Annotated in this window: 24 protein-coding genes and 1 pseudogene; 22 read left to right on the top strand and 3 right to left on the bottom strand. The window is 42.7% G+C overall.

The features are described 5' to 3' along the window. Positions 1-39 precede the first annotated feature (39 nt). The 5 genes and pseudogenes from A6J60_RS09985 to A6J60_RS09960 all read left to right on the top strand — a co-directional run. Positions 40-813 (top strand): annotated as a pseudogene (locus A6J60_RS09985) (NAD(P)-binding domain-containing protein); the annotation flags it as partial. Between the two features lie 59 nt (positions 814-872). Continuing rightward, complete coding sequence (locus A6J60_RS09980; RefSeq protein ID WP_096065858.1) at positions 873-1232, top strand: hypothetical protein; 360 nt, start codon at positions 873-875, stop codon at positions 1230-1232. A 97-nt stretch (positions 1233-1329) separates the two neighbouring features. After that, a complete protein-coding gene (locus A6J60_RS09975; protein ID WP_096065857.1) occupies positions 1330-1569 on the top strand; it encodes a hypothetical protein in 240 nt (79 codons plus the stop codon). Positions 1570-1859: 290 nt separating this feature from the next. Beyond that, on the top strand, positions 1860-2534 hold the full coding sequence (locus A6J60_RS09965; protein WP_096065856.1) for a hypothetical protein: 675 nt from the start codon (positions 1860-1862) through the stop codon (positions 2532-2534). A 125-nt stretch (positions 2535-2659) separates the two neighbouring features. Then, positions 2660-3154, top strand: coding sequence for an REP-associated tyrosine transposase (locus tag A6J60_RS09960; protein ID WP_096065855.1), 495 nt, complete (start codon positions 2660-2662; stop codon positions 3152-3154). A gap of 138 nt (positions 3155-3292) precedes the next feature. On the opposite strand, the gene A6J60_RS09955 is transcribed toward A6J60_RS09960, so the two are convergent. After that, the gene (locus tag A6J60_RS09955; protein ID WP_096065854.1) at positions 3293-3574 is read right to left on the bottom strand and encodes a DUF503 domain-containing protein; all 282 of its coding nucleotides are present in this window, start codon (positions 3572-3574) and stop codon (positions 3293-3295) included. A 141-nt stretch (positions 3575-3715) separates the two neighbouring features. Between A6J60_RS09955 and A6J60_RS09950 the strand changes: the two genes are divergently transcribed. From A6J60_RS09950 to gorA, 7 genes are all read left to right on the top strand, one after another. Beyond that, the gene (locus A6J60_RS09950; RefSeq protein WP_096065853.1) at positions 3716-4768 is read left to right on the top strand and encodes an alpha/beta hydrolase; all 1053 of its coding nucleotides are present in this window, start codon (positions 3716-3718) and stop codon (positions 4766-4768) included. Between the two features lie 170 nt (positions 4769-4938). Further along, positions 4939-5571 (top strand): NAD(P)H-dependent oxidoreductase, encoded by a 633-nt coding sequence (locus A6J60_RS09945; RefSeq protein ID WP_096065852.1) that lies wholly within the window; start codon positions 4939-4941, stop codon positions 5569-5571. Positions 5572-5896: 325 nt separating this feature from the next. Continuing rightward, a complete protein-coding gene (locus A6J60_RS09940) occupies positions 5897-6640 on the top strand; it encodes a hypothetical protein (protein ID WP_096065851.1) in 744 nt (247 codons plus the stop codon). A 154-nt stretch (positions 6641-6794) separates the two neighbouring features. Then, the gene (locus A6J60_RS09935) at positions 6795-7784 is read left to right on the top strand and encodes a DUF368 domain-containing protein (protein WP_096065850.1); all 990 of its coding nucleotides are present in this window, start codon (positions 6795-6797) and stop codon (positions 7782-7784) included. A 213-nt stretch (positions 7785-7997) separates the two neighbouring features. Beyond that, the gene (locus A6J60_RS09930) at positions 7998-8822 is read left to right on the top strand and encodes a threonine/serine ThrE exporter family protein (RefSeq protein WP_096065849.1); all 825 of its coding nucleotides are present in this window, start codon (positions 7998-8000) and stop codon (positions 8820-8822) included. 10 nt (positions 8823-8832) lie between these two features. After that, on the top strand, positions 8833-9285 hold the full coding sequence (locus tag A6J60_RS09925) for a threonine/serine exporter family protein (RefSeq protein ID WP_096066553.1): 453 nt from the start codon (positions 8833-8835) through the stop codon (positions 9283-9285). A 296-nt stretch (positions 9286-9581) separates the two neighbouring features. Further along, the gene (gene gorA, locus A6J60_RS09920) at positions 9582-10937 is read left to right on the top strand and encodes a glutathione-disulfide reductase (protein WP_096065848.1); all 1356 of its coding nucleotides are present in this window, start codon (positions 9582-9584) and stop codon (positions 10935-10937) included. A gap of 138 nt (positions 10938-11075) precedes the next feature. Here gorA and smpB read toward each other — a convergent pair whose 3' ends face one another. Beyond that, the gene (gene smpB, locus A6J60_RS09915; protein ID WP_096065847.1) at positions 11076-11549 is read right to left on the bottom strand and encodes an SsrA-binding protein SmpB; all 474 of its coding nucleotides are present in this window, start codon (positions 11547-11549) and stop codon (positions 11076-11078) included. 380 nt (positions 11550-11929) lie between these two features. Here smpB and coaD point away from each other — a divergent pair, with 380 nt between their 5' ends. Next, positions 11930-12439, top strand: coding sequence for a pantetheine-phosphate adenylyltransferase (gene coaD / locus A6J60_RS09910; protein ID WP_096066552.1), 510 nt, complete (start codon positions 11930-11932; stop codon positions 12437-12439). A 4-nt stretch (positions 12440-12443) separates the two neighbouring features. Further along, a complete protein-coding gene (locus A6J60_RS09905) occupies positions 12444-12695 on the top strand; it encodes a YfhL family 4Fe-4S dicluster ferredoxin (protein WP_096065846.1) in 252 nt (83 codons plus the stop codon). A 113-nt stretch (positions 12696-12808) separates the two neighbouring features. On the opposite strand, the gene A6J60_RS09900 is transcribed toward A6J60_RS09905, so the two are convergent. After that, the gene (locus tag A6J60_RS09900; protein ID WP_096065845.1) at positions 12809-13183 is read right to left on the bottom strand and encodes a hypothetical protein; all 375 of its coding nucleotides are present in this window, start codon (positions 13181-13183) and stop codon (positions 12809-12811) included. Between the two features lie 360 nt (positions 13184-13543). Between A6J60_RS09900 and A6J60_RS09890 the strand changes: the two genes are divergently transcribed. The 8 genes from A6J60_RS09890 to A6J60_RS09855 all read left to right on the top strand — a co-directional run bounded on the left by A6J60_RS09890 (position 13544) and on the right by A6J60_RS09855 (position 24942). Beyond that, on the top strand, positions 13544-14293 hold the full coding sequence (locus A6J60_RS09890; RefSeq protein WP_096065843.1) for a DUF4184 family protein: 750 nt from the start codon (positions 13544-13546) through the stop codon (positions 14291-14293). Between the two features lie 536 nt (positions 14294-14829). Next, entirely contained in the window at positions 14830-17316 is a 2487-nt protein-coding gene (locus tag A6J60_RS09885) for a YgiQ family radical SAM protein (RefSeq protein ID WP_096065842.1), read from the top strand. Between the two features lie 664 nt (positions 17317-17980). After that, a complete protein-coding gene (locus A6J60_RS09880) occupies positions 17981-18403 on the top strand; it encodes an MliC family protein (RefSeq protein ID WP_096065841.1) in 423 nt (140 codons plus the stop codon). Between the two features lie 390 nt (positions 18404-18793). Continuing rightward, the gene (locus A6J60_RS09875) at positions 18794-19591 is read left to right on the top strand and encodes a DsbC family protein (RefSeq protein ID WP_193778104.1); all 798 of its coding nucleotides are present in this window, start codon (positions 18794-18796) and stop codon (positions 19589-19591) included. Between the two features lie 291 nt (positions 19592-19882). Further along, the gene (locus tag A6J60_RS09870; protein WP_096065839.1) at positions 19883-21229 is read left to right on the top strand and encodes a homoserine dehydrogenase; all 1347 of its coding nucleotides are present in this window, start codon (positions 19883-19885) and stop codon (positions 21227-21229) included. Between the two features lie 105 nt (positions 21230-21334). Next, positions 21335-22516, top strand: coding sequence for a thiolase family protein (locus A6J60_RS09865; protein ID WP_096065838.1), 1182 nt, complete (start codon positions 21335-21337; stop codon positions 22514-22516). A gap of 490 nt (positions 22517-23006) precedes the next feature. Continuing rightward, positions 23007-23855: a DUF2382 domain-containing protein gene (locus A6J60_RS09860; RefSeq protein WP_096065837.1), complete on the top strand. Its 849-nt coding sequence runs from the start codon at positions 23007-23009 to the stop codon at positions 23853-23855. A gap of 307 nt (positions 23856-24162) precedes the next feature. Then, positions 24163-24942 (top strand): YsnF/AvaK domain-containing protein, encoded by a 780-nt coding sequence (locus tag A6J60_RS09855; RefSeq protein WP_096065836.1) that lies wholly within the window; start codon positions 24163-24165, stop codon positions 24940-24942. Positions 24943-25069 lie beyond the last annotated feature (127 nt).

Here is a 25069-nt window from a genome sequence, read left to right as displayed (position 1 = left end):
GTTTTTTCAGCATAGCTCAACCGCCCCTATGACGTTCAAAGCGTAGAGCGAGATGAGGAAAACAATTGCTTACGTGTTAGCGATGGCAAGTTTACGTGGCTTGCTCGAGCAGTCGTTAGCGCAACCGGTATTTGGAGTAATCCTTATATTCCAGAGATTGAAGGACGACAGACATTCGAAGGCGAACAGACTCACTCCGCTCATTATGCTGGTCCAGATGCGTATAAAGGCAAACGTGTCTTGGTGGTTGGTGCCGGCAACTCTGGCGCGCAAATCTTCGCAGAATTGGTGCTAGTGACCGATGCCAGCTGGGTGACACGCACGCCGCCACAATTTTTGCCCGATGATGTTGATGGTCGCGTCTTATTTGAAAGGGCTACGAAACGTGTCAAAAACGATGGCAATGCCGATACTCAAAATGAAGATAACGATAAGCAAGCGCCCAAAGGCGATATCGTGATGATGCCACCAGTTAAAGCAGCACGAGATAAAGGCCTGCTTATTACTCAGCCTATGTTTGAGCGTTTGACTGAACAAGGTGTGGTTTGGCCAGATGGATCAGAGGAATCAGTTGATGCGATTATTTGGTGTACCGGCTTTAACCCTGAGCTTGAACATTTGGCGCCTTTGGACGTGATTGAAGAGGATGGCAAAGTTCTAACCGAACAGGGGCAGTCGCTAAAAGAGCCTCGCTTATGGTTATTCGGCTATGGCGATTGGGTCAGCCCTGCTTCAGCGACTATTATCGGTGCTGGGCGCAGTGCGAGGGAGAATGTGCCGGCTTTGGTTGAGTTTTTGAAGAAGGATTCGTAGGCTGTGGCGCTTGCAAATTCCGCCCTTTTTTAATTGATTATCTGATTATCGAGATGCACATGGGCCCTGACAGAAGTGATGGCGTTATTATTGAGATAGATGACACTTTAGCAAAGGCGTACATTCAAGACAGTTATGAAGATACAGTGTTTCAATACGATTTATCTAAATATAAAGGGTCAGATCTGTTAGTGGTCGGTGCTAAAGTAGATTACTATAAGCTTTATTATTCACAGCCTACTGCTGAAGTATTGTTTACAATTAAAGATTTGGAAAAACAACATTCTAACTTAACTCAAAGTCAGAATGTCCAGTCTTCTTTTTTGATTAAACTAAAGCATAAATTCAATAATCGAACATTTAGGTGGTACTTTTATATGGGGTGTGTTGTATTAGGCATAATTATCGGAATCTTTTAATGACTTTGTCATCAACTCAGTTTTGTCATAGAGAGGTATCAAGCATTGGTCCTCCGAACGAATATTGTAAAAAATGTGACTGAATCAAGGCGACTTAATGCAATATCAACAAATAAATAGCTGTAGAGTATGTGGTTACACCAATGAGGATTTTACACCTTGGGGTGACGATGGGAAGTACCCACTGTTTGAAATTTGTCCTTGTTGTGGCATAGAATCTGGATACGAAGATATTTCACCAGAATCAATAGCAAGTAATAGAAAAAAATGGATGGAATCTGCAAAGTATAATTCCAACATCAAGTATCACAAGCAACTTGAAAATCTATTAAAGTAGGTTTGTTCGCACCCTTCTTACTCTCAAGAGAGGGCTATCGCCTTAAATAAACTCGCGTCTTACATCCATAATCCGCGCCTCAACCACACGCTGAATCTTGTCTTCAATCTGACCAGAGTATAAACCAACCATCTTTGGATAAACCCTGACTTTACAGCTGTTTAATGTGTCAAAAACCTTGCCTATCTTTTAATTTTTTTTATAGAATATATTGATGAATATAACCACTGAGTAAAGCCTAATCATTAATAGTAAACTGGAGATTGACTCGCAGTTTCAGGATAGGAACTATGAACAGACGTAAGTTTTTGACCTTTACAGTAGCCTCTTCATTGATGATAACGGGCTGTCAATCAACGAGACCTACGAGTCTGAGTCAGATGCGTTATCAGGGGAAAAAAAGAACCGTGCAGGATACGATTCGTGCGTTTATGATAACTGAAAAGAAAGATACTTTATTGGTATTAGGCGATACTTACCATTACATATTCCCACCTGATAAAAATCCGCAACTACATGATGTCATCACCTTATTATCTTCATCCTTAAGAGAGGTTTATCAAGTAGATATAACCGATTCTGAGATCTTTCATAACTCTGATCCAAGTCAGGCAGTGACCAAACTCTCAATCACTGTCCCCAATCCTAACCAGCTAACACCTGCGCAGCAACAACAATATTTGAATCTAAGGAAATGTGCCCAGAGTGTCTGTTTACCAGATGGCAGCGAGCGTTTTGCAATAGAATTGAAAGGTGATGTCTATGCAGCGACAAACGTTGCGAAAAATGCAATACAAACTTATCACAGCTATCCCATTACTATTACAGAATATTCAGTCCCAGAAAATATCAAAGAATCTCCTATTCGTATGCTTGGTGAGGGTTTAGGGCTTGGACTCTACATATTAATAGTCTTGCCTATGATGCTGATTGCTTGTAGCAGAAATACAGACTGCTATGCATAGCCTTATATACAAGTGCTTCAAGATAGTGGCTGAGTTTTTGAAGAAGAGTTCGTAGGTTACTCGGTACTTGCGACACCTAATAAAACCACGTAGTATCAACCCCCAACCCTTATTTATAGAATATCATGCAATATAGACGGTATTATAAAGAAGGGGCAAGCTACTTTTTTACAATCAACCTTGCTGATAGGTCGAGCGACTTATTAATTAAAGAGGTCGCCATACTTCGAGAAGCCTTCAAAACAGTCAAGCAAAAGCACCCTTTTCATATTGATGCCATCGTTATATTGCCTGATCATTTACATCTGTTATGCACTCTACCAAATAATGATTCAGACTTCTCTAAACGCATAAAACTTATAAAATATTATTTTTCATACCGCATCGCTAAAACAGAGCCCATTTCAAAAAGTCGACATACTAAAAAAGAACGTGGTATTTGGCAACGTCGGTTTTGGGAACACTGCATTCGTGATGAAGCTGACTATATTGCTCGTATTAACTATATTCACATGAACCCTGTTAAGCATGGTCATGTTGATGCTGTTAGAGACTGGCAATACTCATCTTTCCATAGATTTGTCACTCAAGGCTTACTTCCAATCGATTGGGGTAGTTAGAGTTTTGCATTTATTACGTAACATAGTTGGGTGTCATAAGTTCCACACCAACCTACAAATATGACATTTTTCTCTAAAAATTGGTGTAGGTTGGCGTCGAGGTACGAGACCCAACAAATCCACAATAAATTTTACCCCCTAGATAAACTCCCACCTTACGTCCATAATCCGCGCTTCAACCACACGCTGAATCTTGTCTTCAATCTGGCTCATTTCTGATTCAATCTCACGCTTATTTAACCCAACCACCACAAACGTCCATTCACTCGCATCATGGCGATTGCGCTCCCCGCTTTCACAAACAGCAACGGCAGGATTGCGCCCAAAGCGTTCATGCAATCCGCCCATCCGCATCCGCTTTTCTTTCAGCGAACCACAACCGGGCAGTGAAAAAGTTAGGGTTAAAATTCCGATTGGCATAGTTGTCCTCCAAGTATAGTTGTCTCCCAAGTTGCGATGGTTTAAATGTTTGGCAAGCTTTCTTCTCACTATTATCAATCACAAATGTATGATTTAATTAAAACAATCTACCACTAAACATTCAAGATAAGGATATCTATTGTGAAAGCTTTACAAAACCCAGCCTTACAAAAGCTTGCCTTTAAAGTGCAAAAGAATATTGTTAAACGCATTATTCGCCTTCCCACACCCATTAAACAAAAGATTGCAGGTCAGCCAATTAAGATTGATGGGCAAACCTTCGATGTATCACTACAGATGCTACTCAAGTTATTTAGTCCGCCGCCCAATTATTTGGCCAGTGTGGCAGAGACTCGGGCAGAGTTCGATGAGCAAGGCTCTTGGCTAGCGCAGCCTGCAATAGATGACATCATCACAGACGAGTTTAAACTTGACGTATCAGGCGGTGATTCTATCCGTCTGCGTCGTTACCGTCATCGCAATGCACCACATAACAATCAGCCAGCCCTAGTGTTTTATCATGGTGGTGGCTATGTTGGTGGCTCGCTCGCATCGCACGATCAGGTCTGTCAGCACCTAGCTCAGGACAGCGAGTGCACAGTCATTTCAGTCGATTACCGTCTGGCGCCTGAATACCCCTTCCCCACACCGGTGAATGATGGATTAACCGCTTATCGCTATATTGCAAGCCATGCTAAAAAGTTCGGTGTCGATGCGTCGCGTCTTGCCGTCGGTGGTGATAGTGCTGGCGCCAACTTAGCTGCTGTGGTTGCTCAACAAACCAAAGAAGATGATTATTCGCCTAAGCTACAATTATTGTGGGTACCTTGGGTTGATATGAGTCAGGAACGTCAGTCTTATGAGCTGTTTGCTTCTGGGTTTTTCTTAGAGCGCGCAAAAATGCGTTGGTACACGGATCATTATTTAGGGGACAAGACGGATAGAACTGACCCTATGGCATCTCCTTTATTTGGTGATGTAAAAGGTGTTGCGTCAGCCGTTGTTATGGTCGCAGGTTTTGATCCGCTTCGTGATGAAGGCATTGAATACGCAGGCAAACTAAAAGAAGCTGGTGTCGATACGGAGTTAAATATCTACGAAACGATGCCCCATGTATTTATCAATGTAGCTGGTGAAATTGAAGATGCAAAAGTAGCGTTTGCGGATGCCACGCGAGCGCTTAAACGATTATAAAGCCCAACATCATACTGCTCCTGCAATGAGTTTGTAATCGTTCGTTAATTATCAAAGCCCTTATATTGCAAAACAAAGCGTCATCCTCATTAATGCACTGTGTGAAGTCCACACGCTTTTGCATAATCTGCATAAACAATATAGAACTCAATCAAAAAATAAGGGCAACCATGTCATTACTAGAAGATTTTAACTGGCGTCATGCGGTAAAAGCATTTGACCCAACCAAAAAAGTCAGCCAAGAAAACATCGATAAAATCATTGAAGCAGCAAGACTGGCACCGACCTCATCAGGGCTACAGCCTTTTAGATTGCTAGTCGTTGAAAGCCAAGACATCAAAGATAAATTAGTTGAAGGCGCATTAAACCCAGATTGCATGAGAGAGTGCTCGCATGTACTCATCTTCGCTGGCTGGAAAGATTATAGCGACCAAAAAGTAGATGAAGTGTATGACATGACCACCGAAAAGCGTGGTCTGCCACAAGGTCGCTTTAGCAGCTATACGGATAAGCTAAAAGAGATTTTCGATAATCAAACCACGCAACAAAACTTTGAGCATATCGCTCGTCAAGCCTACATTGCGATGGGCTTTGCTTTGGCGCAAGCGGCTGAGTTACGAGTGGATAGCTGCCCTGCCGAAGGCTTTAGCACCGACCTAGTTGATGAGGTATTAGAGCTAGACAAACAAGGGCTTAAGAGCATCGCTTTAATCTATGTCGGCGTGGCTGACCCAGAGCGCGACTGGATTGCACCAATGGCGAAAGTGCGTAATCCTACTGAAGAGTTCGTGATTAAATACTAAGCGTGCTCAAGCGATTTATGCGCTAATGGTTATTTATTTTGCTGATGGCTTGCCAATAGTGCGTTTAATTATTTTTAGAAAGGCTATTCTTGATAGGATAGCCTTTTTTATTGTCCAGATGGGTTAAAATAGCTTTAATAGCGCGCCATCTTTGTTTTCAACATTTAGATGCCACTAGCGCATCAAAGCGATTATAAGTAATTTATAATCAACAGCAGCTTATAAGTAATTAAACAACACAAAGAGCAAAAGCCAAATAAATAAGGACACCCCAAAAGTTAATACTTAACCAAGCTAACTGCTAACCATCAGAAAGGACTCAACCATGAGCAGCTCAATAAATCGCCAACGATTGAAATTTGTAACAAAGCCCTTCGCACTGTTAATAGCCGGAATCATCGGCATCCATACGCCCAGTGTTGCCAACTCAACAAACCACTCACTCACAGCCAGTCAACACCAAGACCGACCGGCTCTCTCTGACATCTACTCACCCGAGATGCTAGCAGCATACAAAGGCTTTCAAGCAGATGCCGATATTGTGCGACTGCAACAACTCAAATACTGGGTTGACTTAATTGAAGCCTATCACAAAAAAACAGGCCATTACCCACTGCAAGATACCAATCAAAAAAATCTGACCGTATTTATCGCCACCCCTCAACAACAGCAATATACCTATCAATTGCCGGGCGCGAAATACGCCACCATGAAGCAGTTCATTAATGACTTAGAGGCAGGGCTTGGACACTCTATTGAAGAACGTTATGACCCGCAATACGCACCCGATGTTAAGCCCAACTATTATATTTATATGCTCGATGGAGACGATTATTTCTTCGCCATTCATACCCATCAAGATTACCCATTTAGTCGCCCTGTCGCGCCTGATTACAATAAGGTTGAAGTCTCTAATCGCTATCATCCCTCTACGCCAAAGATATTAACTTCCAGTATGCTATTTAAATCAAAAGCCTATAAACAAGCGGCTTCAAAAGACCTGCAAAACCCTGAGTTTTTCTCACAGCGTGAAGCGCTAACCTTACATGCAACCAAATCTGAGCAATGATATTAATGAATTTTGTGCGTAAAACACATACGATGATTGCCGATATCGATAAGCCCCTGTTAAAATGCTGGCTTATAGCATTACATTAAGCGTTACGCTGTTTATGAATACAACTTTTTTTAGCCCCTGATTATTTATCTTGAAAGGAATGTCGATGTCGGCACCACAACCCCAAAAACCTACTCGTCCTGATCAGACCCAGTCATCAGCCCCGCAAGTTCCCAGTCGCACAGATAGCCCCAAACAGCTGGGTGCCATCTATGTGAAAGGCATGGCAATGGGCGCTGCAGACATTGTGCCCGGTGTCTCCGGCGGTACGATTGCTCTGATTGCTGGGGTATATGAGCGCTTGATTAATGCTTTAGGCAGTATTGGACCCAACTTATGGTCTGTCTATCGTCAGCAAGGCGGTATTAAAGGATTGGTTGCGGTTTGGCGCTATGTTGATGCGACATTCTTACTGGCATTACTGTTGGGTATTGTCACCAGTTTCGCCACTTTGGCGGGGATAATTAAGCATTTATTAGACAACCAACCGTTACTGATTTGGTCGTTTTTCTTCGGTCTGGTAGTCGCCACTGTGTTGATATTATTGGCTGAGATTAAGCGCTGGAATCTGTCACGTGCTGTGCTATTTATTGTCGGTATCATCGCCGCAGTGGGTATCAGTAGTCTGCCATTAATGATCACTGAGCCAAGCCTGCCTTATATCTTCTTTTCTGGTGCGATTGCCATTTGTGCCATGATATTACCTGGTATCTCAGGATCGTTTATTCTATTGTTATTGGGTGTTTATGATAGCGTTTTAGAAGCAGTGCATGACTTTAACTTAAGCGTTATCATTACCTTAGCGGCCGGTATGGGCACAGGCTTATTATTATTTACCCATGCGCTTAAGTGGCTGTTATCACGTTATTACCAAGGCACACTGGCGCTATTGACTGGCTTTATCGCCGGCTCGTTGGTAAAGGTTTGGCCTTGGAAAGTAGATGCACTAGGCACATTAAACAGTGAGGCCATTCATAACGTCGCACCTTGGCACTATCCAGGCGGCGCTCAATGGGCGGTGACTTTAGGCCTAATGATATTGGGTGCGGTACTGGTTTCTGCGGTGTCTTGGTGGGGTCGACAGCAAGACAGATAATACCAGACAGATAATAACTGTCACCTAACCTATTAATAGTCACCAATTAATCATCAACAACGTATAAAATAAGCCATCTTCATCACAGAAGATGGCTTTTTTAAGCAGCCTAGTTAGCGCTGTATCGCTATTTATTAAAGCCCTGTTATTTAAGCCTAAAAGCTGTTAAAACTAAAACCATGTCAAAGCAAACAATCAATGGTGTGAGCGCCCATGAGTTATATTAATTACGCCCAACAGCAACGCATTACCCGTCTTTGTGTGCGCTGCGGATTATTATTGATGCAGTATGGCGCTGAGTCTGCGGTAGTGGTCGACTTATCAAAACGCTTAGGGAATGCGTTGGGCGTTAATAGCGTCGAATGTGCTTTGGGCTTTAATGCGCTGACCTTAACCACTATTGTCAATGAGCGCTGCATCACTACCACGCGTGATACCATCAACCAAAGCATTAATGTCAATCTGTTGGTACAAATCCAACAAATCGTTAGCAAAACTGAGGATGTGTCTGCCTCTGAGCCTACTAGCGTTGCTGCCGAACTTAGCAGCCGGCAAGCACTGATCGAAGACATCAGCTGTGCGTTTGATAGCTTGGATAAAACCGTCTATCCGGCTTGGCTGGTTGGCATCTTTGTTGGCTTATCCTGTGCTACCTTTGCTTATCTTAATGGCGGCAGCCTGTCTATCGCAGCTGTGACCTTTGTCGCTGGTGCAGTGGCCATGTTGAGCCGAATCTTTTTATCCAAGCATCACTTTAATCCGTTTATTACAGTGATTGTCACTGCCTTTATCGCCTCATTGATTGGCGCTACGAGCTACTACTTTGATATTGGTAATAATGCAGATATTGCGGTGGCCTCCAGTGTGTTGCTGTTGGTGCCCAGCTTTCCGCTGATTAACTCTTTATCCGATATATTAAAAGGCTATATCAATATTGGTATCGGCCGCGCGGTATTCACCTATATGTTAACTTTATCTGCTTGCGTGGGCATTGTGATTGCGCTGGTCTTGTTACGAATTCAGCACTGGGGGTTTTAATATGTGGGATATGTGGCTACTTCAAACCATGCTGTTATCCAGCATCATTACGCTAGGCTGGACACTGATGTTCACTGTGCCTCAGCGCTACATTTTACCTTGCTTATTAATGACTGCATTTGGCTTTGGTTTAAAAAGCTTTTTGGTACAACAAGAGGTGCACTTGGTCATTGCCAGTTTTTGCGGGGCGATGGTCGCCAGCTTTATCGGAGTTTATTTTTCCAAAAAATATACCTTACCGCCAAAAGCGTTAATCTCACCCAGTGTGATCTGTATGATGCCAGGTATTCCCGCCTATAAGGCCATGGTTAGCATGGTGCAAATTGGTTATTTTGGTTTCTCTGATGCGTTATTTAGCCAGATGATGACCTATTTATTCGAGGCGCTATTTGTCACCTCAGGGCTGGTATTGGGCCTATCCATTCCTGGTTTGTTATTTTACCGTCGCCGCCCGATTGTTTAGCACAGGTGCTGCAATCGGTATGGTTTTGGTTAATATTAAGTTAATAGTAAACAAATCGCTATAAACAGTTGCCCGCTTATCCTTTACAATAAACCTCAAACCTCTAGTACAATAAATGTCGTGTACAGACAGGTAATGTACAAACAAGTCGCGTACAAATAATAAGTGTCTAGCAGCATAACTAGTCACGCCTAATAAACCATAAGATCTTTTGGTCTTTGACTTCTATTTTTAAATTTATTTTTGGTTTTATTTTCTTACTATTCATTTCAATATAAAAAAGGCAGTAAATATTTATGACAAAACATTATGACTATATCGCAATCGGTGGCGGTAGTGGTGGTATCGCCTCTATCAATCGCGCAGCCATGTATGGCAAAAAATGTGCCATTATTGAAGCCAATCACTTAGGCGGCACCTGCGTCAACTTAGGCTGTGTTCCAAAAAAAGTGATGTGGTACGGCGCACAAGTTGCCGAAGCCATGCACAAGTACGCACCCGATTATGGTTTTGACATCGATATCAAAGGCTTTGATTTCAAAAAATTGGTAGAAACCCGCGAAAAATACATCAGCAATATTCACCGTGCCTATGAGACCAATCTGGGCAAAAACAATGTTGAAGTGATCAATGGCTTTGCCAAGTTTGTCGACAAAAATACAGTTGAAGTCAATGGCGAGCACATCACCGCTGACCATATCTTAATTGCAACCGGCGGTCGACCTACGCTGCCAGACGTGAAAGGCGCTGAGTATGGTATTGATTCAGATGGCTTCTTTGCTTTAGATCATTTACCAAAACGCGTGGCCATCGCTGGTGCCGGATATGTGGCAGTAGAAATTGCAGGCGTGTTACGTGGTCTTGGTGCAGAAGTGGACTTATATGTTCGCCGTCATCGCCCACTGCGTCAGTTTGATGACAGCATTGTTGAAGTATTGCTTGAAGTGTTTGAGCAAGAAGGCATTAACTTACATGCCAATACCCGCATTCAACAGGTCGATAAAAACCCTGATGACAGCCTAACTCTACAGTTAGATGATGGCAGCACCAAAGAAGTTGACTGCTTAATCTGGGCCGTAGGTCGCGCACCCCAAACTGATAATATCAACTTAGAAGTGACCGGTGTTGAGACCACAGACAACGGCAAAATCAAAGTAGATAAGTTCCAAAACACTAATGTTGACGGTATCTATGCTGTCGGTGACATCATCGAAAACAGCATCGACTTAACTCCGGTTGCAATCGCTGCTGGCCGCCGTTTATCAGAGCGTTTATTTAATAATAAGCCTAATGAGCATTTGGACTATAACTTAGTGCCAACCGTTATCTTCACCCATCCGCCGATTGGTACCATTGGCCTATCTGAACAAGAAGCCATTGATGAGTACGGTGCGGATAACATCAAATGCTACACCTCAACCTTTACGCCTATGTATAGTGCGGTCACTCAGCACCGTCAAAAATGCAGAATGAAGCTGGTTTGCTTGGGCGAAGAAGAACAAATCCTTGGCTTACATGGCATCGGTTTTGGTGTTGATGAGATGATCCAAGGCTTCTCAGTTGCGATTAAGATGGGCGCAACCAAAGCAGACTTTGACAACACGGTTGCCATTCACCCAACTGGCTCTGAAGAGTTCGTGACTATGCGTTAATTGGCGTTAATTAATAATAGGCACACATAAAAAAAGGCAGAACCTAAGTTCTGCCTTTTTTACGCTTAATTTATGCTAAATTCTTATCACTTTAAATAGCATTTAGGCTAAGCACAACGCCTTAAGCGCATCACTAAATTATAGATGCTGCTTAAAGCCACGCTGCTGATCACGCTCCCAATCTCTGTCTTTGATGGTTTTGCGCTTATCGTGTAGCTTTTTACCTTTGGCTAAGCCGATTTTGCATTTTACCAAAGAGTTTTTCCAATACACCTCAAGAGGCACACAGGCATAGCCTTTTTGGTTGACCGCACCAAATAAGGTATCAATCTCTTTGCGATGCAGCAGCAGCTTACGGGTACGAATGCTGTCCGGGTCAATATGTGTTGAGCTTGAAATCAACGGTTGAATATGAGCGCCGAATAAAAAGGCCTCATTATTGCGAAACACCACATAAGCCTCGACGATACTCATCTTGCCAGCGCGAATGGCTTTTACTTCCCAGCCCTGTAGCTCTAGACCCGCTTCGTATGTTTCTTCAATAAAATATTCGTGCCGTGCTTTTTTGTTAACCGCAATCTGATTAGACGGTTTTTTTGCTTTTTTCGCCATAATATTGTCTCTTAATTAGCAAGCAATCCAACTGACCCTAGTTTTATCTTACCTACTATATTGTGTTAATAGCCTTCTTATTTTGAATAGCTATCGCCACAATCAATAGTGATATCTTGGGTCATTGTTCGCTTGTCGTGCGTGTCCCTGAATTGAGCCAAGTGCAGTAGGATTAAGTACAATCCATACTCAATCACATTACTTAAGCTCAATCAGGTCGAACAACTAGTATAACAAATACCCTGAATCAGCCCTAGCCTTTTATAACCTGCTGCCAATACCTCAATTCACTGACACGAATAATCTTACTTGATGGGCAAAAATTTGATACGATAGGCGCTCTATTGATTCCTTATCTTATCCATATTAAGCCAACCATCATGACACAATCTTCTACACTACATACAAAAGTTGTTTATCCAGGTACCTTTGACCCTATCACTAATGGCCATCGTGACTTGGTGTTGCGTGCCGTTAAGCTGTTTGATGAAGTGGTCATTGCTGTGGCCGTCGGTCATCACAAAAAGCCTATGTTTAGCTTTGAAGAGCGCGTTGAGCTGGTTGAGACCGTCTTTGCTGACTTACCACAAGTGACTGTGGTCGGTTTTGAAGGCTTATTGGTTGAGTTTATGCGCGAGCAAAATGCCACTGCTGTGCTGCGTGGTTTACGTGCCACATCTGACTTTGAATATGAGTTTCAGCTAGCCAACATGAACCGTGAGCTCGATGACAACTTTGAAGCGGTATTCTTAACCCCAGCTCCGCAGTATTCTTTCATCTCGTCTACCATGATTCGTGAAGTGGCTAAGCTGAACGGTGAAGTGCATAAGTTTGTGCCCGTTTGCGTACAACAGGCGTTTGACAACAAGCGCGCCAATAATTGGGAGTAGTAAAATGGCATTAATGATTACTGACGAATGTATCAACTGTGACGTGTGTGAGCCGGTTTGCCCGAATGATGCTATTTATGAGGGTGAGGAAATCTATGAGATTAATCCTGACCTTTGCACCGAGTGTGTTGGTCATTTTGATAAACCACAATGTGTCGAAATCTGTCCTATCGACTGTATTCCAAACGACCCCAATCATGTGGAGTCTGATGCGGACTTATTATCTAAATATAAGCGTTTAACAGGTAATAAATAACTGCTAGACCATCACCGACGTTCTGTGGGCTGATGGTCTATATATCCAACACAACCTACCGCATAACCTCTCTTAACGGCTTTAGCTTAACGACTCTAGCCTGAAAGCTGCTACTAGTCTGAATGGGTACGGTGAATGACATACGGCAGCGCAGCGATTAACTCCAAAAAGCCATAGACGACCAATCCAAAGATATAATCACCGAGCAGTGGTCGATTGCCTTCAAAGTCCAAAAACAACTCATACAATAAAAACACGATGCCCAGAAACGGGAACAGCAACGCAATAAAAAAGTGAGTGTAGGCTACCTTTTCTGATCGATACTCACCTTTGAAATATAACACCACAGTGGTAATCAGGTGAACAAAGAAAAATGGCACAATCACCAACCAAAAGTAATTGAGGCTCACGCTTTCAAACTGCCATGACGCATAAACTGAGCTGGATATCAGTAAGGTTAAGAAAAATGTAACTGCCTTATTAAACATATCTTTTATTACTCTTGGTCACCTGGTGAAAGTTTTGACGCTGCCAATCATTGTCAACGTATTGGAGATGAAGCGCCTTTAATTCAATAGCTGATATTCAATGGCCAATATTTAATGGCTGAAGTTCAACGGCTAATCCTATCTTTTTTTTCTGACCCATTACTTTATGTCGAAACTGGGCAAAAAAGCAACTTTAATCCAGTTTTAGTCATGGTGGTGGTATTGGCTGACCAATCTTTGCTATTTATTAGTTCCATCAAAACTGCACATTACTTCCACACTCATCAGCACTTTGTATTGCTATGATGCTCTCCTATCCCTATATCAAGACTCTATAACTGACAGCACACCTATTATCTTATGCCTTTCACCTTTTCACACCCAGCCATTGTACTGCCGTTGCGTAAAACCAAACTATTTGGTTATCCACTGTCACTGACGGGACTAATTGTTGGTAGCTTAACCCCAGATTTTGAATACTTTCTGACCATGAAAATCCAAAGTGTGTATGGGCACACTGTTTTGGGCGTCTTGTGGTTTTGTTTGCCGTTGGGATTAATACTGTGTTTACTATTTCAGCTGCTGATTAAAGGTCCGCTGATTGACAATAGCCCTTATTGGGTGCAAGCGCGTCTGGTTACACTGAGACAGTTTGATTGGTGGCCGTATTTTAAACGGCATTGGCTAATGGTAGGCTTGTCGATCATCATCGGCGCTTATTCGCACTTATTGTGGGATGCATTTACCCATCGACATGCCTTTTTTACGCAGCAATTAGCACTGGACAGAGCTTTGTTTTATCTGCCCGTTAATGACAGCGCCATTGGCATCTACAAGGTATTGCAGCACGCCAGCACTGTGATTGGCGCAGGGGTAATAGCGGTTTATTTTTTGCGACTGCCGGTACATCCGATTCGCTATCACCCGCCCAGCATGCGCTTTTGGCTAAGCATGGCTCTGATTTCGCTGTGTATCTTCGGCGTACGTGCTTATTATGGTTTAAGTTGGCATGCCTATGGCAATATCATCGTCAGTGCCATTGGTGCAACCTTGTTTGCACTGACTTTGGTTTGTGGCTATCGGGTGTTAAGTGATTGGCTCAAAAATTGAGACTATTGAAGTTAGTTAATCCATTCCCTGAAACGCGTTAATAGCTATTAGCAAATCCATCCCCAGCCCTTCCTTTTAAAAAGGAAGGGAGTAACGTCATATAAAGCCACAGCCAACCCGCGTAGCTAAAATCTTGTACCATCCAAAGTCCCCCTTTTTCAAAAGGGGATTCAAAGAGGGATTAGGAGATTCAAATAACGGTTAGCGGGATTTGTGTATTGAATGTGAATTGAAGATGCGGTTTAGCCTCGATTGAAGTGGTATCCTGACGTCGGTCATGGCGATGCGGACTGTGGCTAGGGGCAGTGTCGAGGTAACAGCAATGCACTTAGCCACGATAGTCCGCACGCCATGAGCAAAGCAGATACAAGCGAAAAGCGGGATCAGCTCCGCAATCAACAGTTACAGATAACGCCCAACTTGAGGGTGATTCATGGTAAAATGAGCGATATTTTATATCACCTCTCTTTTCTCTTTGTCTGTTCGACTTCTATTACTCTCTTTTGTTTATTTCAATTATTACCTAGGTTATTTCCATGTCTGCTGAAACCATCGCCCGCACTGCCTTTAAACAAGGCGTGACTCCTTTATACGACTACGATAAGCACTGGGCAAGTTGCTACGATCCTGCCCCTTTCTTGCCGATGAGCCGTGCCGAAATGGACGAGCTGGGCTGGGATGCTTGTGATGTGATTATTGTCTCAGGCGACGCCTATGTCGACCATCCAAGCTTTGGTATGGCGATTATTGGTCGCCTATTAGAAGCTCAAGGCTTCCGTGTTGGTATCATTGCTCAGCCGGATTGGACCAGTAAAGATGCGTTCATGGAACTGGGCAAGCCAGTATACGCCTATGGCGTGACCGCCGGTAATATGGACAGCATGATTAACCGCTATACCGCTGATCGCCGTATTCGCAGTGATGATGCCTACTCGCCAAATAATGCGCCTGACAAGCGTCCCGATCGTGCGGCGATTGTGTACAGTCAGCGTTGCCGTGAAGCGTATCCCGATGTGCCGATTATTCTAGGTGGCATCGAAGGCAGTCTGCGCCGTATCGCCCATTATGATTATTGGTCAGATAAAGTGCGCCGCAGTATTTTGCTCGACAGTCGTGCCGATGTGCTGACCTATGGTAATGCTGAGCGCGCCATTGTGGACTTGGTGCATGGCTTGTCAAAGGGGTATACCTTTGAGCAGATGAGTGATTTGCGTGGGACGGCTTACTTATTAACGCCATCACGTCGTCACTGGAAAGCGGATATGGTTGAAGTGGCCAGTAACGATGTGGACACTGTTGGACGTGTTGACCCGATTATCAACCCCTACGTGATGACCGAAGACTTAGACAGCTGCTCCATTGAAAAAGAAAAAGGCAACACTGAGAGCAAAGTAACCGAAAGCTTATCAGCCATGGAGCGTCAATATAAAGGCTTTGTCGCTGAAAAAGTGGACAACAAAGTCATCAACGCCGACCAAGTCAACGACGATGTGCAAGTGGTGAAGATGGTCGGTCTTGAAGACACAGACTCACAACAAGCTGATGCCAAAGAAAATGAAAAAACTGAAGCGCGCAAATCAGCACGTAAGCACAAACTAAAGCTGCCACCACGTGAAAAAACCGTCATTCGCTTACCTGATTATGAACAAGTTAAATCAGATCCGGTACTGTATGCGCATGCCAACCGTATTTTGCACTTGGAAACCAACCCAGGTAATGCGCGTGCTTTAGTACAACGGCACGGCACAGGTGGCGGTAACTCTCGCACTGATATTGATGTGTGGTTAAACCCGCCACCGATTCCGTTATCAACGGAAGAAATGGATTATGTGTTTGACCTGCCTTATGCCCGTGTGCCGCATCCAAGCTATGGCGATGCGCGTATTCCAGCATTTGATATGATCAAGTTTTCGGTCAATATCATGCGCGGCTGTTTTGGCGGCTGTACCTTCTGCTCTATCACTGAGCATGAAGGCCGTATCATTCAAAACCGCTCAGAAGAGTCTATCTTGCGCGAAGTGGAAGCCATTCGTGATACCGCGCCAAACTTTACCGGTGTGATTTCAGATTTGGGTGGTCCGACCGCTAATATGTATCGCCTCAGCTGTAAAGATGAGAAGATTGAAAAGCATTGCCGTAAGCCCTCTTGCGTCTATCCAGATATCTGTGAAAACCTCATTACCGATCACAGTAATTTGACCAAACTGTATCGTAAAGCACGTGATATCAAAGGCATTAAGAAGATCTTAATTGCCTCCGGTCTACGTTACGACTTGGCAGTAAAAGATCCAGAATATGTCAAAGAGTTGGTCACCCATCACGTGGGTGGCTATCTGAAAATTGCGCCTGAGCACTCTGAAACCAACGTGCTATCAAAAATGATGAAACCCGGCATGGGCTCGTATGACAAGTTCAAACAAATGTTTGAGCAGTACAGTCAAGAAGCTGGCAAAGAGCAGTATTTGATTCCTTACTTTATCGCCGCGCATCCAGGCACCACTGATGAAGACATGATGAATCTGGCGCTGTGGCTAAAGCGTAATGACTTTAGAACCGACCAAGTACAGGCTTTCTACCCAAGCCCAATGGCGACAGCAACGACCATGTATCACACCCATAAAGACCCGCTGCACAAGGTGACGCGTGAAGGTGGTGATGTTGAGATTGTCAAATCAGGCAAGCAGCGTAAATTGCATAAAGCTTTCTTACGCTATCATGATCCTAAAAACTGGGCCATGCTACGTGCTGCGCTTAAACGCTTAGGTCGTGAAGACTTAATTGGTACCGCGCGTCACTGTTTGATTCCGCCATTTAATGCGCGTCTTGAAGGTAGAGACAGTCAGGATACCTATCAATCGGCGCGTAAAAAGAACAGCCGTGTTGGCTCAGATTCAGCGAAGCGTAGAAACAAATCTGCATCGGCTGGCAAATCGGCAACCAACAAGCGTTCACAAGGCAAGCAGGTCAAAAAAGGCAACTTCCAGACCCAGCATACCGGCCTGCCGCCACGTGCAACCAAATAAGCTTTATGCTGGACTAGAGGTTTGTGATGTTTGAAGTCGCCCTAGATAAATGAAAATATTCAGGATAACATAATGAGAAAAGTCAATTAGTATAAACAAAATAAGCTAATTGAATCACTTATTGAAAGTTCTACAGTGAGAATTGCAGCAAGTTTGAATGCTATCAATAAGACTCCAAGGTGGTTATTACTTCTATATACTAAAACCGCTCAATATCGTATTAATCACTTTGAAACTTTCGTTAATCATAAAATCATATTAATATAATAGAAAGCTTCTCGAGTTAGGTTAAACAGCATTTGAGTAATTTTAACTGTCTGTAAAAAAGCACTCACTTTTTTATTTAAAGAAATCTGAGTGACGTTTTAATCACAGTGTCCCAAAGTCGAATTTAAGTGCATTAAAAATGGGTTAAACAGAGTTGGAATCAGTTTCTAGGACAGCTAATATAGGTTTTATATTGACTTCAATAACTACTAATATAAATCTTAACGAAAAAATTTATTGAATATCCAGTATGTTTTTTGTGTATATAATTATCAAAGACTTTCAAAAATATTTGAAATATCTTATTTTAGAATTGTTATTAGGATAGCCCCAATAACAAGTTAGCAGTATAAATTTTCAATCTATTCATAACTTACGACTCTAAGAGGCAGAAATAATGAAGTTCTCAACAAAATTTTTAATCCTGTTACCTACTATCGCACTAATAACTTCATGTACATCGGGTGGTATTGGCAGTAGTAGAGTATATGATGCTGACAGCATTCCTAACACTTATGAGAAAAGATCGCCTCATAGCACTCAAGTTATGACACCGATTAATTATACTTGTGATAATAGCGGTAATGTTGTTGTTGATTATGCTAATAGCTCTGTAGTACGTATGAAAGCAAGCTTTCCTGATGTAGAACTAGACAACCAACCCTTGACCTTATATCGTCAAGTTTCAGGTTCTGGTGCACTATATGTAGATGAATTGAATCCAAATGCAACTATAGGCTGGCACACAAAAGCAGACTATGCTGTATTTTCTATTCAATGGGAAGATGGTAATCAGTACACAGCAAACTGTACGCTATAATGATGACAATAGAAATACTTATAACAACTTGGAATTTCCTGTAATCCCTATAGAAAAATATTTAGCTTATGATCTCTGATTAACAGCTACCTTCTTGGTAGCTGTTTTTTTATGTTCCAATTAAAGTCTGTATTTTTCACCCTAGATCAGCCACTCTTAATAATATAACCGTGTTATCAGAATTTCTCAGACCTTAATACTACTGGAAAAAGAATATGCTACACTTGGCAATAATAAACTAAATAACTATAAAAGGTACTATCTCAAGTATAAACTGAATATCTAGTTAATAGATTGGGAAGTTAACTATCTTAATTTACTTATCATCTTATCTATACTTTGAAAGCTTATCTTAAAGGACACACAATGACTGGTTACACCAAACACAAAATGTTAAAAACTTTTTTAATAACCTTTTCTATCAGCAGCGTTTTGATTGGCTGTAACAGCCCCAATACTGAATCCAACACCAGTGCGTCGACCAGCTCAACTAAAGCCGCTGCAGTTAGCACAGATGGGCAATCTGATCCTGAAGTGGTTGCTGCACTAGAAGCCAACTTCAAAGCCTCAGGTTACGAGCAAAAAATCTTATCTGCTATTCCAACCAAAATGGAAGGTATGTACTGGGTAACTGCTGATGGCATGCCTGACTTTTTTAGTGACAAGCAAGGCCGCTACGTTGTTCAGGGTCAAATTATTGAGATTGGTCAAGCACAACCGGTAGATATACGCTCTGACTTGGTCGCTGATATTGCCAAAGAGGAGTTGGCTGCCGTCGATAAAGACGAGCTGATTATTTATCCTGCCAAAGGTGACACCAAAGCCGTGGTCTATGCCTTTACCGATGCTGACTGCCCTTATTGCACCAAGCTGCATTCAGAGATGGCTGACATTAATGCGCAAGGCATCGAAGTACGTTATTTGGCTTGGCCACGTAGCGAAGCCAGTATTCCAAAAATGAACAGCATTTGGTGTAGCGAAGATCGTATTGCCGCGATGGACAAAGCTAAGTCTGGTCAAGCACTGTCTGCACCAACCTGTGACAGCCCTGTGCAATCACACATTGAGCTGGGTAGACGCTTGGGTGTGTCTGGTACACCTGCTATCTTTACCGAATCTGGCTATCAAATTGGGGGCTATTTACCTGCCAAGGAATTGGCAAAAGCAGCCATTGCCAACCAGCAGTAAAACATAAGTCATATAGAGACAGACAAGAACTGGCCTGATGTCCGCCCAAATGGGTTGATATCAGGCTTTATAGGTTAGCTTAATCGAGTCAGTTAATACTTTATTCATCTTGCAATGACTGCTAATATAAATACGATGTAAAAACCGGGGGCGTTCAATATTTGACCGGTTGCTGTTTGCTCTGTCTATGATTTGTTTAAATCAGAATTTCTAACTATTTTAATACTTTATATTTAATACTGGATAGCTTTCATACCCGATATAAAGCTTAATAACATAACTGAGGATACCGTGAGTAAATCTATTAGACTGGCTATATTAGGACTAGGCACTGTGGGCACAGGTGTCTTAGACCTTTTAAAAGATAACTTATTAGAATTAAAAAGACGCAGCGGCCACAATATTGTCATCACCCAAGTCGGCACCCGCCGTCAGCGTGATGATATTGATCCTGCGATCAAACAAAGCAGTGATTTGATGGCCATTGCCGAAAGTGATGATGTAGATATTGTGGTTGAAGTGATTGGTGGATTGACCGTTGCCAAGGACGTGATTACCCATGCCATCAAAAATGGCAAACATGTGGTCACCGCCAACAAAGCCTTACTTGCTGAGCATGGCAATGAAATCTTTGCCTTAGCCGATGAGCATCAAGTCCATGTCGCCTATGAAGCCGCGGTCGCTGGTGGCATCCCTATTATTAAAGTGATGCGCGAAGCGCTTGCCGCCAACAAAGTCGATTGGCTCACCGGTATTATTAACGGTACTGGCAACTTTATTATGTCTGAGATGCGTGATAAAGGCCGCGACTTTGATGATGTATTGGCCGAAGCGCAAGCTCTAGGCTATGCAGAAGCGGATCCTACCTTTGATGTGGAAGGCATTGATGCAGCGCATAAATTAACACTGCTGGCATCTATTGCTTTTGGTATTCCGCTTCAGTTTGACAAAGTCTACTGTGAAGGCATTACCAATATCACCTTGCAAGATGTGACCTATGCCGAAGAGCTGGGCTATCGTATTAAGCATTTGGGCTTTGCGGTGCGTCGTTATGACGATCAGTCTGACGCTACAGATAATGGCGTGGACAAAAAAGCAACTGGCATTGAGCTGCGTGTCCATCCAACCCTTATCCCAGAAGACAAGCTACTGGCCAATGTAAACGGCGTTAGAAATGCGGTACTGGTCAACTCACATCCTCTGGGTCAGACCCTATATTATGGCGATGGCGCCGGTGCTGGTGCGACTGCCTCAGCCGTTATGGCAGACGTGATGGACTTAGTACGTGTATTGACAGTCGAAGATGGCCATCATGTCCCGCACCTGGCCTTTATACCAAATCAGTTATCTGACACGCCTATCTTGCCAGCCGATCAAATGGTGACTGGTTACTATTTGCGCCTGCAAGCCACTGATACCCCAGGTGTGTTAGCTGATGTGACCCGCATCCTAAGTGATGCTGGTATCAATATTGATGCCATCTTACAAAAGCCTGCGCATCAAAAAGGGCAAGTGCCAATTATCATTTTGACCTTGCCAGTTATTGAAAGTCAGATGAATGTCGCCATTAATAAGATTGAGGCTTTGGATGCTATTACGACAGATGTGGTGCGTATTCGTCTTAATGAGCTAGATTAAAGGATTTATAACTGGCTCTAAGCACAACAATCGCAGTTACCCTTACCCAAGGCATACTGCGATACATTAAACCTAAATACCCTGTCAACGATAAGGATAAAAATTATGTCATCAGATTCAATTGTTATTGTAAGTGGCGCTCGTACCCCTATGGGCGGCTTTCAAGGTGATCTAGCAGGTGTAACCTCACCAACTCTAGGTGCAACGGCTATCAAAGCAGCTGTAGAGCGTGCTGGCGTTAAACCAGAAGAGATTGATGAAGTTATCATGGGTTGTATTCTGACTGCTGGTATCGGCCAAGGCCCTGCCCGTCAAGCCATGCGTAACGCAGGTATCCCAGACAGCACTGGCGCAGTGACCATCAACAAGCTTTGTGGCTCAGGCCTTAAAGCAGTGATGCAAGCCCATGACGCAATTAAAGCTGGCAGCGCTGATATTATTGTTGCAGGTGGTATGGAATCGATGACCAATGCACCTTACATCTTGCCACAAGCACGTCAAGGCTTCCGCATGGGTCACAAAGAAGTGAAAGACCACATGTTCCTAGACGGTCTTGAAGATGCCGATACTGGCAAGCTAATGGGTCAGTTCGCCCAAGAAATGGCGGATGAAAAAGGCTATACTCGTGAGCAGATGGACGACTTTGCTATTGAGTCTTTAAACCGTGCATTAACTGCGATTAAAGAAGGTCATTTCAAAGACGAAATCACACCAGTAACCGTTAAGACCCGTAAAGGTGAAGTGGTTGTTGATACCGATGGTCAGCCGCCAAAAGCCAATGCTGAGCGTATCCCAACGCTTCGTCCTGCTTTCGCTAAAGACGGTACCATTACTGCGGCCAACGCCAGCTCTATCTCTGATGGTGCGGCAGCTGTAGTTGTGACTTCTGAGCAAACAGCTAAAGACAAAGGCTTCAATATTGAAGCACGCATCATCTCAACGGCGACTCACTCACGTCATCCTTCTGAGTTCACTATTGCACCAATTGGTTCAATCGAAAAAGTATTGGATAAAGCCGGTTGGTCAGTAGACGATGTCGATCTATGGGAAATTAACGAAGCTTTCGCTATGGTGACTATGGCTGCTATGGACGAGCTAAACATCCCACATGAAAAAGTAAACATCGAAGGCGGTGCTTGTGCACTAGGTCACCCTGTTGGCTGTTCTGGCGCTCGTATCTTAGTGACTTTAATCAACTCACTAAAACGTACTGGCGGCAAAAAAGGCGTTGCCTCACTATGTATCGGCGGCGGTGAAGCGGTTGCAGTTGCCATTGAACTGGCTTAAGTTTATTTAAGCTTTCATCGAACTGACATCATAGTGTCACAAGGGAGTCTCTCATTGAGAGGCTCCTTTTTTTTGTGCCATACAATAAATAAAAGCCTTAATCATAGTGAAGAAATGTAAAGCTGATAACGGGGTATGTTAGCTCAATTACACCCTATTACATGATTTTACGCGCCTTAATAGAGTGATACCTGCTTACTATATAAAAGACCAAATCCAGTTGTTAGTCTAGTTACCAAGTCATCGAGGCAAGGAACAAAAACCTCATTTTTAACTTTAGATATTTAAAAGTTCTTCTGAAATTTAAAATAAGAATTTATAAATATTAAATATAACAATCAATTTGTTATTAAGTTTGAGGGTTATTAAATTTGAGGATGGGTTTTTGAAAATAGATTATTCAACTTGATGATCGATTGAATATTAGAATTTCCGATAAAAAGTTCGTTAAACAGTTACAAATACATTCACTAATAAAAGGAACATTATAATGAGTCAGCTAATTCGTTTAAAAGACATCCAATCAAACCATCGTGATCTAATTGGTGATGATTACTTTGATCCAACTGGCAAAAATGCTTATGGCGCCGGTGAAGAAAAAATCGGTAATGTAGAAGGCGCTTTAGTAGAAGAAGCCACTGCACGTATTCGTTATTTAATCGTTGACGCTGGCGGTTGGTTTTCATCAAAAGAAGTATTAGTACCAGCAGGTCTTGCCCGTATCGTTGGTGATGATGTGTTCTTCGACAGCTTAACCAAAGCACAAGTTGAAGCAATGGAAGAGTATGATCATGATTATAACTACAGCTATGAAGAGCAAACTAAGAAAGACCGTGCTGCATTCGTTGCTGACACTGTACCAGAGCAAGAGCGTGTTGAGCTAAAAGAAGATTACTACAACGCACCAAATATGCTAGAGCTACTAGAAGAACGTCTAACAGTAAATAAAGATCGTATCGTTGCTGGCCTAGTAAGCGTTGGTAAGCACGTGGTAACTGAAGATCGTAAAGTAGATGTGGATCTTGAAGAAGAGCATGCACACATTGAGCGTACTGATGTTAACCGTCGTACTGATCGTAAAATTGGTGATGACGCAGGTGCTGACTCAATTCAAGTAGAGCTAGAAGCAGAACGTGCTCGCGTTGGTAAAGAAACTTACGTTACTGAAGAGATCAACGTTGGTAAAACCACTGAACATCACACTCAAACCATCCATGAAACTATCCAGCGTGAAGAGCTTGATGTTGACCATGATGGCAACGTTGTTGACCGCGAAGGTAATATCGTAAACCGTGATGACATTACTGCTGATGACGTACGTGCTGCACGCGGCAAGTAAGTCGAACAGTTAATAACTAAATTGTAATTCGCTAATTTAATTAGCAAAGAGCCAGGGTATTTACTCTGGCTTTTTTATGCGCTTTACTTTTATATGCTGTTGTTAAATAACTACACTGGTATGAATGATTGATATGGAACATTGATACAGATGATTGATATAGCTACTTGAACCATTAAGCCTTTATTAACTTGATTTATAAGTAAAGCATACAGTGAGACATCCGCTAATACGATAGGATGAAATCACAATATCATAAATATTGAGCATAATATCGTTAATAACACATCATATTGGAGGCATTCCCATGGCCAATAACGACAATAATACCAACACAAATAACTTAAGCAGACAGCCTAACAGCACCATTAGATACCATGTTGAAACCTCGCCTTATGTAGACACCAACTTAGGCTCTAGCAGCTCAACTCATACCTCAAATATCAGCAGTACTTCAAGCACTAGCAGTAGCACTTCAAATATTAATAGCGACAGCACAGCTAATAAGCTGGTTAGCAATGATGCCAACCTTCGGCAGTCAGATATTCAAAAATCACGCTCAAATCTAACCGGTCAACACACTGGCCAACACAGTGGTGAGGTAAATACTCTAGAGCTATTAGAAGAACGAGCGGTAGTCGATAAAGAACGTCTTAACATTGGCCAAATCAAACTCAGCAAGCAGCGCCGCACTAAAACGGTCACTGTGCCAATAGAGCTCACCGAAGAGGTGTTGGTTATTGAGACCCAATACCATGATACTGACTCAAAACAGCTGTTAAGCCAGGATGTCGATGAGTCGGATATTGTGCGTCATATCGAACCAGTATTAAATAATACAACCTCAATTACAGTCAATGGCGAACAAATAGCTTTAGATGAAGGCCCAATTGAGGTTATGTTGTCTCGTGAAGTGGCTATGATTAAAAAAGAAACCTATGCGGTGCAAGATATTGCGATTGAAAAGTCAGTGCATACGCATAAAGAAAGCTTTGATGTTGAGCTACAACACGAAGAGCTGGATGTGGCAGAACAAGGTGATGTCACAGTTAATAACCTAGCCAATAATGATTTAACGGATAAATAATTAACATACTGATATACATAAATGCGCTAAGCATAAAAAAAGCCCCACAACTTGGTTGCGGGGCTTTTTTTTAATCACTTTAAATCTTGGTGTCGTGCATTTTGGTCATGCTACATACAGTCAAAAC

Source organism: Psychrobacter sp. FDAARGOS_221 (assembly GCF_002313155.2).
In the GTDB taxonomy this organism is placed as follows: Bacteria; Pseudomonadota; Gammaproteobacteria; order Pseudomonadales; family Moraxellaceae; genus Psychrobacter.
This window is presented reverse-complemented; position numbering and strand designations above follow the sequence as displayed.